This window comes from Desemzia sp. C1 (assembly GCF_020882875.1).
Taxonomy (GTDB): Bacteria; Bacillota; Bacilli; order Lactobacillales; family Carnobacteriaceae; genus Desemzia; species Desemzia incerta.
Window position 1 is genome coordinate 1,007,314 of sequence record NZ_JAJIZP010000003.1, and the last position, 13,122, is coordinate 1,020,435.

At 39.8% G+C, this 13,122-nt stretch carries 11 protein-coding genes and 1 other annotated feature; all 11 genes read right to left on the reverse strand.

Annotation, left to right across the window (positions count from 1 at the left end; all coding sequences use genetic code 11):
• Nucleotides 1–47: 47 nt before the first annotated feature.
• Nucleotides 48–1,322 carry a serine--tRNA ligase gene (gene serS / locus LMF32_RS05335; protein WP_230524084.1) on the reverse strand — a complete coding sequence of 425 codons (1,275 nt, stop codon included), beginning with the start codon at nucleotides 1,320–1,322 and terminating at the stop codon, nucleotides 48–50.
• Between the two features lie 56 nt (nucleotides 1,323–1,378).
• Nucleotides 1,379–1,616, reverse strand: a binding site (T-box leader).
• A gap of 75 nt (nucleotides 1,617–1,691) precedes the next feature.
• Nucleotides 1,692–3,047: a serine hydrolase gene (locus LMF32_RS05340; RefSeq protein WP_188205472.1), complete on the reverse strand. Its 1,356-nt coding sequence runs from the start codon at nucleotides 3,045–3,047 to the stop codon at nucleotides 1,692–1,694.
• A gap of 202 nt (nucleotides 3,048–3,249) precedes the next feature.
• On the reverse strand, nucleotides 3,250–4,371 hold the full coding sequence (locus LMF32_RS05345) for a HAMP domain-containing sensor histidine kinase (protein WP_230524085.1): 1,122 nt from the start codon (nucleotides 4,369–4,371) through the stop codon (nucleotides 3,250–3,252).
• Nucleotides 4,372–4,429: 58 nt separating this feature from the next.
• Entirely contained in the window at nucleotides 4,430–5,116 is a 687-nt protein-coding gene (locus tag LMF32_RS05350) for a response regulator transcription factor (protein ID WP_230524086.1), read from the reverse strand.
• A gap of 522 nt (nucleotides 5,117–5,638) precedes the next feature.
• Nucleotides 5,639–6,868: an IS110 family transposase gene (locus tag LMF32_RS05355; protein ID WP_230524087.1), complete on the reverse strand. Its 1,230-nt coding sequence runs from the start codon at nucleotides 6,866–6,868 to the stop codon at nucleotides 5,639–5,641.
• A 259-nt stretch (nucleotides 6,869–7,127) separates the two neighbouring features.
• Complete coding sequence (guaB, locus tag LMF32_RS05360; RefSeq protein WP_230524088.1) at nucleotides 7,128–8,609, reverse strand: IMP dehydrogenase; 1,482 nt, start codon at nucleotides 8,607–8,609, stop codon at nucleotides 7,128–7,130.
• A 723-nt stretch (nucleotides 8,610–9,332) separates the two neighbouring features.
• Complete coding sequence (locus LMF32_RS05365) at nucleotides 9,333–10,052, reverse strand: DUF1129 family protein (protein WP_230524089.1); 720 nt, start codon at nucleotides 10,050–10,052, stop codon at nucleotides 9,333–9,335.
• A gap of 23 nt (nucleotides 10,053–10,075) precedes the next feature.
• Nucleotides 10,076–11,176: a redox-regulated ATPase YchF gene (gene ychF / locus LMF32_RS05370; RefSeq protein WP_092480453.1), complete on the reverse strand. Its 1,101-nt coding sequence runs from the start codon at nucleotides 11,174–11,176 to the stop codon at nucleotides 10,076–10,078.
• Between the two features lie 22 nt (nucleotides 11,177–11,198).
• Nucleotides 11,199–11,405 carry a DUF951 domain-containing protein gene (locus tag LMF32_RS05375; protein WP_092480473.1) on the reverse strand — a complete coding sequence of 69 codons (207 nt, stop codon included), beginning with the start codon at nucleotides 11,403–11,405 and terminating at the stop codon, nucleotides 11,199–11,201.
• Nucleotides 11,406–11,451: 46 nt separating this feature from the next.
• Nucleotides 11,452–12,336, reverse strand: a complete 885-nt coding sequence (locus tag LMF32_RS05380; protein WP_188205405.1) for a ParB/RepB/Spo0J family partition protein — start codon at nucleotides 12,334–12,336, stop codon at nucleotides 11,452–11,454.
• On the reverse strand, nucleotides 12,329–13,093 hold the full coding sequence (locus LMF32_RS05385) for an AAA family ATPase (protein WP_092480451.1): 765 nt from the start codon (nucleotides 13,091–13,093) through the stop codon (nucleotides 12,329–12,331). The genes LMF32_RS05380 and LMF32_RS05385 overlap by 8 nt, the downstream gene beginning before the upstream one ends.
• Nucleotides 13,094–13,122: the final 29 nt, after the last annotated feature.

The following is a 13,122-nucleotide window of genomic DNA, read 5'->3' on the forward strand; positions in this document are numbered from 1 at the left end:
AAAAGGAAAGCCGAGTCAGCTTCCCTTTCATCTTCTTACCTATGTTGTTAACGTATCTCAGTTACTCCACCCATATAAGAAACTAATGCTTCTGGAACTTTTACTGAACCATCTGCTTGTTGGTAGTTTTCTAAAATGGCTGCCACTGTACGTCCAACTGCTAAACCAGAACCATTCAATGTATGAACGTACTCCAATTTCCCAGTTTCTTCATTACGGTAGCGGATCTTAGCTCTTCTAGCTTGGAAAGCTTCAGTGTTTGAACATGAAGAGATCTCTCTATAGGTGTCTTGAGCTGGAATCCAAACTTCCAAGTCATACGTTTTAGCAGCAGAGAAGCCCATGTCTCCTGTACATAAAGCTAGTACACGATATGGAAGATTTAGTTTCTTCAATACATCTTCTGCGTTAGCCGTCATTTTTTCCAATTCTTCGTATGATTCTTCAGGCTTACTGAATTTCACCATTTCTACCTTATTGAATTGATGCAATCGAATCAACCCTCTAGTATCACGTCCAGCACTTCCCGCTTCAGATCTAAATGATGGACTTAGCGCTGTGAAGTATACAGGCAATTCTTTTTCATCAATGATTTCATCTTGATAGTAATTCGTTAAGGGAACTTCCGCAGTCGGAATCAATGTCAAATCACTATCTTCCATTTGAAAGACGTCTTCTTTGAATTTAGGGAATTGGCCTGTTCCAAACATCGCTTTACTGTTTACCATATAAGGTGTCATCATTTCTGTATATCCATGGTCGTAAATGTGCATGTCTAACATGAAATTGTATACGGCACGTTCTAAACGAGCACCTAACCCTTTATAGTATAAGAAGCGACTTCCAGATACTTTAGCTCCACGTTCAAAATCAAGTATGCCTAAATCTTCTCCGATCTCCCAGTGTGGTTTTGGTTCGAAGTCGAATGCTTGAGGCTCTCCCCATTTGCGTACTTCAACATTCTCTTCTTCGTCTGCGCCGACTGGTACTGAGTCGTGTGGTAAGTTAGGTAATCTAGTAGCGATGTTTTCGATTTCTTCTTCTATAGAAGAAAGTTCTCGATCTAAGGTTTTGATTTTGCCGCCTAATTCACGCATTTCAAGGATTTTTTCATCTGCGTTTTCTTTATTGCGTTTTAAAGAAGCAATAGCATCTGATACTTCATTACGGTAGCTCTTTGCTTTTTCTGTTTCTACTATTAGATCTCTACGCTTACTGTCTAAGTCGACGTAATGATTCAATTCCTCTTCTTTTACTCCACGTGCAGCTAATTTCTTTGCAATAACGTCAAAATTAGTTCTCAATTCTTTATTATCCAACATACCTTATTCCTCCTCTAGTCACTCTTACAAATAAAAAAAGCCCAATCCTTCCCTGTTATAGGGACGAATTGGACTTCACGTTCGCGGTACCACCCAGATTTAACTTGTTACAGTTACTCTCTACTTCAGATAACGGTCTGGAGCCGAAATAATTTAATACTTAATAGAAGAAACTATTAAGGTTCATTATTTACTTCGTATGACGGATTCAAGAAAATTAACCATCAGCTTCCACCAGCCGCTGACTCTCTAAAGAATTAACTTTTCTTTACTAGCTCATACTACTAACGTTCGTTGTATTCTTTTAATTGAGTTTATTTTAACCAACTCATTTATATAAGTCAATACAAACTCTACTGGTGAGAAGTTCTAGCCAAAAATATTAGCGTAAAGATCGGTGAAGAAGTTTCCTACCCAACGTCCAGCAAGAACAAAGACATTAGCTTTTTTGACTTCTTCTGTAGTTGTTGCAGCAACTTGTTTACCTTCATTGCCATCAATGTAACCTAACTCATCGCCTTCTACGTTCACTTGAACTTGACCGATCTCTTGTCCTTTTTTGAACGGTGCTGTCAATTCGTTTCCTTCGTTTAACAAGTCAGGATCTGCTTGGTATGCAGCAGTTACTTGTTCAGCATCTGTTCCTTGAGGGACAACGATGGATACATCTGATCCCGCAGCAACCTCAATCGCGTCGTCTTTACCTTTAGCTACTGGTGTTTTCCCAGCTTCCGTTACCACATCGCCTTTTTTATAAACATCTAAAAATTCCCAGTTCGCAAAAACCCAATCCATGATCTTGTCTGTTTCTTTAAAGCGAGAACCTTTGTCTTCTTCGCCATTTTCCGCATTCATGACAACTGTAATAATGCGCATGTCATTTTCAACCGCTGTTCCTGCAATAGAAGCACCAGCGAAATCTGTCGTCCCAGTTTTCAAACCATCAACGTTTTCACGTTCAAATAACAATCCTTCTAACATCCAGTTCCAGTTAGACATATCGATAGCATCATCCGTGCCTTCTCTAAACGTCATTTTTGGTATGCTGGTTGTTTCCAATACTTCTGGATAATCATTTACCAAATGCATCGCTACTTCTGCAATTCCTCTTGCAGTCATGATGTTTTCATCTGTATCAGAACTTCCTGGATACACATTTCCTTGTAAATCACTATTGTTCAGACCTGTTGAGTTATACAATTTGTAATCTGTAATACCCCATTCGTCCAGTTGCACTTTCATCATGTCTACAAATGCCGGTTCAGTACCTGCAATAGCTTCTGCGATAGCTATAGTCGCACCATTTGCTGAATAGATTGCTAAAGCTTGGTACAATTCTTCAATTGAATAAGTTTCGTCTGGTCTCAAGTGTACATTAGATAATCTTGTATCTTGACTGATTTTAAATGCATAGTCACTGATGGAAACTTGTTGATCCCAGCTGATTTTACCGCTCTCGATTGATTCAAATAAAATGTATTCAACAATCATTTTTGTCATCGATGCTATTCCTAGTGGTGTATCGCCATTTTGATTCAATAATACTTTCCCAGTTGTAGGCTCAATAGCAAATGCAGCTCCAGCTTTGATCTCAGGTGCTTTTGTTGCAGCAGCAACTTCGGTATTAACATTGAACTCAGTTCCTGCTATTTGGAAAGTTGGTGCAGCTGTTCCTAGTAATACTGTTGCAGCAAATATTGCTCCAAATTTTTTTAATGTTTTCATCGATGTATGTTCTCCTCAAATATGTCTTTTTCTTTTAAGTTAATTGTCCATTTTATTCATTTACTAAGTAAATCTCACTTTTTCTATATTAACGAACATGCTATAAAAAAACAACCCTCTTTCTTCTATAAGAACAAAGACAGTTGTTTTATATTCACACTTTTTTTGAAATTGATTCACGTGAAACATTCTTCTGTTTCACTTATGCCTCATTCAGCGGCAATCGAATAATAAAACTTGTCCAACCGCTTTGAGAATGCGCACTGATATCTCCATGATGCAATCGCACGATGCTTTGAGCAATTGCCAATCCTAGCCCGGTTCCTCCTGTTTCTTGCGATCTCGATTCATCTGCTCTATAAAAGCGATCAAATAAATGCGCTAAAGCTCTAGGTGAAATTTCCGGACCATCATTTTTTACAGTAATAACTGCTTCTTCACTCGTTTTTTCTACTTTGATCAAGATTCGTTTCCCGTCTTTGCCATATTTTAATGCATTAGACAGCAGATTATTGAATACACGAACGAGCTTTTCTGTATCAGCTTCCATATACAAACTAGGCAATGCAGAAACCACTTCTATAGTCATTTCCTGTTTATTGGCCTCTAACTCAAAATCTGCAGCAATTTGTTCCAACATTTGGATCATATCAAAATGAACCAAGTTCAAAGGCGTTGTTTGCTGCCGAACTCTAGTGTATTCAAACAAGTCATCTACCAGCACTTTCATTTGTTTAGCTTTTTGGTAGGCTGTTCTCGTATATTTCAACAATTCTTCTTGATTGTGGTATCTGCCTTCTTCTATCAATCCTAAATACCCGATGATAGAAGTTAGCGGCGTTCTGATGTCATGGCTCACATTTGTGATCAGCTCGTCTTTAGACTGTTCGATCATCCGCTCTTCTTCCATAGCTCTCACTGTACTATCCACCAATACATGTATACTATCAACAACTCTGGACATATCCCCTCTGTAATCATGAGTGATGCGGTGCTCGTAATGTCCTTCTGCGATGTAATGCAATTCATTGATAATATGATTCAATTGATACTGGCGGTAACGTCTCTTTAAACGCCAATACGTCACAGATCCTGTCAAAATCAACACTAATATGAGAAAAGGCGGTGTAGAAGTGAATACTTGATTCCCTTCAATATTGACGATGACATCACCAATCCCCCAAATCGATTTAAAAGACTCAGGAAAAATAAGTACGACGCGTTTCAAAATCATATGAACCGCATAGTAAGATAAAAACATGAGGCCAATAGTGATAAAAGCTTCTAGTATCATTTTACCTTTTTCTCTTCTAGATAGATTCACTAAGAAAAAACTCCCTTACGTATAGTAGAAACTGGACATTCATTCCATCTTTCGCTCATTACCGGTCTTCGATTTTATAGCCTACTCCCCATACGGTTTGAATCACTTTTTCGCCGCCTGTAGCTTCTTCGATTTTATCGCGCAAATGACTAACGTGGACCATAACTGTTTTAGCAGATACGATACTTTCTTGCTGCCACACACGTTCAAAAATTTCTTCTGCGCTAAACACACGATTTGGATGGCTTGCTAACAAATAGAGAATCCCAAACTCCAATACCGTTAAAACGATGCGTGTACCCGTAAGTGTTATCACTTCATGCGAATTTTTTTCAATGATCAACGGTCCAATCTCTAACTTGTTCGGCTGCTCTGGCACAGCTGTATACGTACTTCTACGCAATAAAGATTTGATGCGAGCCATAACTTCCAGTGGATTGAACGGTTTTACTACGTAGTCATCCGCTCCCGTTATCAAACCTTTGATTTTATCAACATCCGTTGACCGCGCACTCAACATCAAAATAGGCAATTGCGAATCTTTTCGAATCTCTTTAATGATCTCATAGCCGTTCATTTCCGGCATCATCACATCCAATACTACCAAATCGATTTCTTGGGTGTTCAATTTGCTCAAGGCTTCTTTTCCATTGTAAGCTTTCTCTAATTCGTAGCCTTCGTTTTGGATATAGATGCCTAATAGTTCGACGATTTCTTTGTCATCATCAATGACTAATACCTTCATACCGATCCCTCTTCCCCTACAATATAGTTAACCTAATCATAACAAAAAAGGGCCCTTGGAAAAGTAAAATAATGTTTAAGTTTGCTGGTTTTCTGCATAATAAAAAGACTGCCTCTTTTGAGACAGTCTTTCCTCTTTACTTCAGACGCGCTTCCTAAGCCAGATTCTCTATGATTTCACTCCCTTTTTACTTGGGAAAAACCCCCAATTAAAAGGTGAGATGAACTCTACGAGAATCTAAACGGCTTGCTCCGCGCTCTTTTTAGACGCGTTGCGCAAAACTGCTTCTGCGTCTGTAAGCTGAAAGCGACTTGTTAAGAAACACACCTAACCGGTCGCTTTCTTCTTACTTCCGAGAAGCAAATCGTTTTGCTCCACGCTCTTCCTACGTTTAGTCAAGCTAAAATAACTATAAAACAGAAAAGATTTTTTGGAAAGAAGAGGGGGCATATCATCTCTTCCAACAAGAGGGCACACCAAAGAAACCTCAGTTTCTTCTGTTTTTTTTCTGAGAGCTTCGTGCTATACTACAGTTAAATTAGTGGTCCTCGAGACCGTGTACGCATAGTCGTACCGAGTATGGTTCCTCACCATGGAATGCATACATTTTAGGAGCTTGTTCATGCAGGCGACTGTGGCAACCTTGTCTTTCTTGGAGACGGGTTGCTTTTTTAATTTGTAGTAATAATCCACGATATGATTAGGTGCAGATTTTTGTTGCCGGATCATATTTCGTACGCTGAAAAATAATATTTTTCTTCCTTTTGGATTGCCACGCTTATTGATATGGTCCAATCCTACATAATTGCCAGATTGGTACCTACGGATATCAATGCCTATAAAGGCATTCAATTGATTAGACGTTTTAAACCGCCGCACGTCTCCCAATTCTCCGATGAGTAGGGCTGACGTTAGTTCTCCGATGCCTGGAATCGTGAGGTATAACTCATGTTCAGGGAGTTCCTTTGCTATGCGTGTCATCTGATTTTGGAGCTCCTCCTTCTGGAGGAGTAAGTCTTGGAGCTTTTCTGCATAATAGATTGTCTTTTGACAATGGACACTATTTTCGTCCACAGCTGGATAAGAGTCTTGCGCTAAGAAGATTAATTGTTCTGCCTTCTTGCGGGCCCGGTTTTCCGATATATTCTTTCTTGTGGATTTTATTAGTAAATTTTTTATCTTGGTAGTCGTGGATTGTAAGACTATTTCAGGATGTGGAAACAGGCTGATTAGTGTCAAGGCGTAGAGATTGATCCGGCTTGAGAAGAACTGTTCCAACTCCGGAAATACCAGCTGGAGACAGTTATGCAGATGCATACGTGTCCGTTTTATTTCCTCTTCCACCTCTTGGTAGAAGCGAGACAAGTCTCTCATGTTTTGGTAGATCTCTTCCTGAGCCACCTTTGGTGTCCGTTTCTTAAACTCATGCGTCTGTGCTAACTTATGGGCATCTTGTTTATCAGTCTTCCAACTTCTCAGAGTATCTTCTTCTAGCTGTTTTTTGGCCTGAAGCGGGTTGAGTAGTGTGTAGAGTAGCTTGTTCTTTTGGCAGAAAGCTTCTATCGGTCGGGAATAAACACCTGTGGCCTCGAAAACAACTTCTGGAGTGCGTGGAAGGTTCTGTATTTTATCCAATAGGATGCCAAAATCCGTTTTCGTGTGTTCAATGGTGCCCTCCCATAAGCAAGTACTGCTTTCATAAATTACTGCATAACTTTTCTTCATGGATACGTCTAGTGCTACTACGAACATTAATTTTCCCTCGCTTTCTTGTCTGTTTTGAAAGACCCTCACTGATTCATTTCGATTCCAATTTCCTTTACACGGACTCACGGTCCCACATACTTAAAACTGATTCTGAAATGACAGTGAAGGAGCTCGGTTTATATTTCGGACTCGAAGTCCTTGAGAGCATGGTCGAGCTTCCTTTCACCACTACTATATCCTAAAAAAAGAAAATAGCAGGCAGAAACCCCCGTCGGGGTTTCTACCTACTAATCTTAGTATGTTTTTATTGAATGGAGTAGTTTGGTGATTCTTTTGTGATTTGGACGTCGTGCGGGTGAGATTCGCGTAATCCAGCTCCACTCATTTGAACGAATTGAGCGTCATCACGCAATTCTTTCAAGTTAGCAGCTCCAACATAACCCATACCTGAACGAATTCCGCCAAGCATTTGGAAGATGATATCTTGAACACTTCCTTTGTAAGCTACGCGTCCTTCAATCCCTTCTGGAACCATTTTGTTTGCTTCATTGGTAGATTTTTGGAAGTAACGGTCGCTAGAACCTGCTTTCATAGCTCCTAAGCTTCCCATACCACGGTAAGTTTTGAAACGACGACCTTGGAAAATTTCAAATTCGCCTGGAGACTCATCCGTTCCTGCCAACATTCCGCCTAACATAACGACATGTCCTCCAGCAGCTAACGCTTTTACAATATCTCCAGAGTATTTGATTCCGCCATCAGCGATAATCGCTTTTCCATACTCACGAGCCACTGCAGCAGAATCGTAGATAGCTGTGATTTGAGGAACACCCACACCAGCTACTACACGAGTCGTACAGATAGAACCTGGTCCGATCCCTACTTTGACAACATCTACTCCTACTTCAAATAAAGCACGAGTACCTTCTCCGGTAGCAACGTTCCCAGCGATGATCGCAACATCTTGAAACTCTTCACGAATTTCTTTGATTTTGCGGATAACGCCAGCACTGTGACCGTGAGCTGTGTCGATAATGATGGCATCTACGCCTGCATCAATCAATGCTTGAGCACGTTCAAATGTATCACTTGTTACACCAACAGCCGCAGCTGCTAGTAAACGTCCATGTTCATCTTTAGCAGCATCAGGGAATTGGATTACTTTTTCAATATCTTTGATGGTGATCAATCCGCTCAATCGACCTTCTGCATCCACTAATGGTAATTTTTCAATCTTGTGTTGTTGTAATAAGTGTTCAGCTTCTTTTAGAGAAGTTCCTTCTGGAGCAGTTACTAAATGTTCTTTAGTCATAACGGCATCGATTTTTTGCGTGTAATCAGAAATGAAACGCAAATCACGGTTTGTTAAAATACCGACTAATACGCGATCTTCTAAAGTATTTACAATTGGGACACCACTAATACGGTAACGGGACATCAAAGCTTCCGCATCAGACACCAGATGATCTGGAGTTAAATAAAATGGATCTATGATAACTCCGCTTTCTGAACGTTTAACTTTACGAACTTCATCAGCTTGAGCTTCAATACTCATGTTTTTATGAATAACACCCAACCCGCCTTGACGAGCAATAGCAATAGCCATTCGAGAATCTGTTACAGTATCCATACTTGCACTCATGATCGGTATGTTCAATTTGATTTTGTCCGTCAATTGTACACTCAAATCTACTTCATTAGGCAAAACATGGCTTTCTGCAGGCATTAGTAAAACATCATCAAAAGTGAATCCTTTTTTCGCGAATTTTGTATCCCAGTTAGACATTTTTATCAAGCACTCCTTCTCAAATCCACTGAACTTTTGTCAGATTTTTTACTATCTAACCTACCACCTTAACCAACTGGGGTCAAGGTGTTTTCCGATTTCTTTCATAAAAATACATTAATTTTAATCTATTACTAATCAGCTAGATCTATTACAGCACAAAAAAAGCTGCATTTCTGAAATTCAGAAATGCAGCTAGGTTTTGCACGGTAAGCTTAACGCTTTTTTCGCGCTCTTTTAAACGCGTTGCATTCGGCAGCTCATACTACCATTTCACCGTTTAGACTGTTTGGAAAGGACCCAAACTGTTTAAACGGTGAAATGTACGGAAGCCTTAACGGTTTACTCTACGCTCTTTCTTAGACGCGCTGCAAAAAGCAGCTTACACTACCAAAATCCGGGTGTGACTGTTAGATAAAAAACATCTATCAGTCACACCCGGATTTTTCACGGTAAGCTTAACGCTTTTTTCGCGCTCTTTTAAACGCGTTGCATTCGGCAGCTCATACTACCATTTCACCATTTAGACTGTTTGGAAAGGACCCAAACTGTCTAGACGGTGAAATGTACGGAAGCCTTAACGGTTTACTCCACGCTCTTTCTTAGACGCGCTGCAAAAAGCAGCTTACACTACCAAAATCCGGGTGTGACTGTTAGATAAAAAACATCTATCAGTCACACCCGGATTTTTCACGGTAAGCTTAACGCTTTTTTCGCGCTCTTTTAAAATAATGTTCCTTTTACTTTGTATTTGCGTTTGAAGTACCATTTTCCTGCGAATGCTGCGGCACCTATTACTAGGTTGACAGCTGGCGGCATTAGTGGGTTGAGGGACTGTGGTATGATCGCCATTGATCCTGTCATTACAATGATCCATCCGAACATAGCGACTACAGAAACTAAGATATAACGCAATAAGCTTCCTTTAACGCCTTGAACGGGTGCATTTTTAGTGATTGCCAGAATAACAAACCCACCTACGATGAAGTTTAACAATAATGTAATGATCCCCATACCTGTAGTGTTGCTTTCATTTCCAAACAAAGCAGATAATCCGGTGATCAGTGCAAACATTCCACCTAACATCAAGGCTCCATCTACATACAGTTTCCAATTTTCAGAACGTTGTACTTGCCCTTCAGTTTCTTGTTGCGGTCCTTCTACGATTTCAACCGATCTCTCAGTAACAGTTCCGTATAATTTACGAGCCGTTACACCTGCAGATTGTTGAGAAACGATTTCTTTCAACATATCGTTGAAGACTCTTGTTTTCTCATCATCTGGGTAATTCGCTTCTGTTAATCGTTTGTCTAATTTGACCATGTATTCTTCATTTTTGTTTGTTAGTTGAGAAAACAGCGTGTCGTTTTCTTCTTTTAATGCTACTAGATTATCCATTTGTTGCTGTTCAGTGTTTAATTTCTTTTCATCATTCTTTTTCACCGATCTAAAGCCCCCTAATTAATCTACACGTTGAATCTGAAAAGCATAACGTCGCCGTCTTGAACAACATATTCTTTTCCTTCAGAACGCATTTTACCTGCTTCTTTAGCTGCTTTCTCACTGCCTAGTTCGTCAAAATCTTTATAAGCAATCGTTTCAGCACGAATGAATCCACGTTCAAAGTCAGTATGGATAACTCCAGCTGCTTGAGGTGCTTTCATTCCTTTTTTAAAAGTCCATGCGCGCACTTCTTGAACACCAGCTGTAAAGTAAGTTCCTAAACCAAGTAAATCGTAAGCTGCACGAATCAATTTGTCTAATCCTGCTTCTTCAATTCCCAAGTCTTCTAAGAACATAGCTTTTTCGTCGTCATCCAATTCAGCAATTTCTTCTTCCGCACGTGCACAAATAGTGATGACTTCTGCATTTTCTTTAGCTGCATATTCACGAACTAATTTTACATACTCGTTATCATCTGCGTTAGTGATATCATCTTCAGAAACGTTCGCTACATATAAAACAGGTTTAGTAGTCAATAAGAACAACCCTTTAACAATCGGCAATTCATCATCAGTGAACTCTACTGAACGAGCTGATTTCCCTGCTTCTAAAACGGGTTTGATTTTATCTAAGACAGCTAATTCAGCAATAGCCTCTTTATCTTTTGTTTTCGCTAATTTGGCAATACGTTTGTAACGCTTGTCAACAGACTCTAGGTCAGCCAACACCAATTCCAAGTTGATTGTTTCGATATCATCAATTGGATCTACTTTGCCGCTTACGTGAGTAATATTATCGTCATCAAAACAACGCACAACTTGGCAAATCGCATCCACTTCACGGATGTTCGCTAAAAATTTATTTCCTAAACCTTCACCTTTACTTGCTCCTTTAACGATTCCGGCGATATCTGTAAACTCAAATGTCGTTGGAACCACACGTTTAGGGTCAACCAATTCAGCTAAACGGTTTAAACGGTAATCCGGAACTTCTACAACTCCTACGTTAGGGTCGATCGTAGCAAACGGGTAGTTCGCTGCTTCTGCTCCTGCTTTTGTGATTGCGTTAAATAACGTCGATTTACCAACGTTAGGCAACCCTACAATTCCTGCTGTTAATGCCATACTATCTGCTCGCTTTCTTTAATTAAGATTCACTGCTTACATCATTTTTCTCGGCAGTTTCGAGAACTTTTTTCATTTTGCGTTCAAAATCTCTTCTGGGCATCATGACCATGTGGCCACATTTGGTGCATTTGATACGAATATCCATTCCCATTCGAATAATTTGCCAGCGGTTTTCGCCGCACGGATGCGGTTTTTTCATTTCTACAATATCGTTTAAATCATACATCAAAGCCACTTCCATTCATAAATTTCTTTATCATGTCAGAATCGACTTATTCCTCATCAAACTGAATTTCAAGAATATCTAAAATTCTTGTTAAATCTTCTGGAGAAAGATATTCAATTTCAATCTTACCTTTGTTTTTCTTCTCATTGATGATAACATTTGTCCCAAATTTATCCATTAATCGTTCTTCGCTTTCACGAATGTAATAAGGTTTCTTTACAGGCTCTTTGCTTGGTTGTTTAGGTTTTGCTTCATTCATTTGAGAGACTAACTGTTCTATTTGACGAACCGTCAAATTCTCTTTGATCACTTTTTTAGCCACTTTTATGATTTGCTTTTTGTCTTTCAAGCCTAACAGTGTACGTGCTTGTCCCATTGAAATTTCGTTTGTCTGAAGCATTTTCTTCACTTCTTCAGGCAAGCCCAATAATCTCAAGTAGTTAGCGATATAGGGACGACTTTTGCCTAAGCGTTGAGCTACTTCTTCTTGAGTCAATTTTAGATTCTTCATCAACATATTGTATGCTTCAGCTTCCTCTAGTGGAGACAGGTCTTCTCTCTGCAAATTCTCTAAAACGGCAACTTGCATCATCGTTTCTTCATCGAATTCTCTTACAATAGCAGGAACGGTCTCTTTACCAGCAATCTTGGACGCTCTGAATCGGCGTTCTCCCGCAATGATCTCATACCCTTTGACAGAAGATGCTCTCAAAATAATGGGTTGGAAGACACCGGATTGTCGGATAGAAGCTGCCAATTCATTCAGCGCTTCTTCATCAAAAGTGCGTCTTGGTTGGTAAGGGTTCGGACGGATCTCATCTAATGGAATATCTTGTACGCGCTCATCATTTTTATCTACTTTATCAAATTCTGCAAATTCACTGAACAATGCATCAATTCCACGGCCAAGACCTTTACTGTTTTTATTCACCAACGGATAACACTTCCTTTGCTAGTTCAACATACACTTCTGCACCTCTGGAACGTGGATCATAATCGATGATAGATAACCCATGACTTGGCGCTTCTGATAATCGGATATTGCGCGGAATGATCGTTTTATATACTTTTTCGCGGAAATATTTTTTCACTTCGTCCACTACTTCGTACCCTAGATTCGTACGAGCGTCTAACATCGTCAGCAATACACCTTCGATACGCAAATCTGGGTTGAAGTGTTTTTGAACTAAACGGACAGTATTCAACAATTGGCTAAGACCTTCTAGGGCATAGTATTCGCATTGCACTGGGATAAGTATTGAATCGCTAGCTGTAAACGCATTGATCGTCAAATGTCCTAACGAAGGAGGGCAATCGATCAAAATATAATCGTAATCATCTTGCAAGTCGCGTAGAGCACTCTTCAATCGCGACTCTCGAGCCATTTGAGTCGTCAACTCGATCTCTGCTCCAGCTAATTGAATCGTTGCAGGAACAACCCATAAGTTTTCTCTTGAGGAAGGTAATACCACTTCCTCAACTGGCGTTTCATTGACTAAAACGTCATATATATCTTTTTCAACATCTGCCTTGCGTACTCCTAAACCACTTGTCGCATTCCCTTGAGCATCAATGTCAATCAATAATATTTTTTTCCCTTGATGCGCCAAAGCAGCTCCTAAATTAACAGTGGTAGTTGTTTTCCCAACGCCGCCTTTTTGATTTGCTACTGATATCACTCGCGCCATTTCATTTCCCCCATATTATAAACTCGATA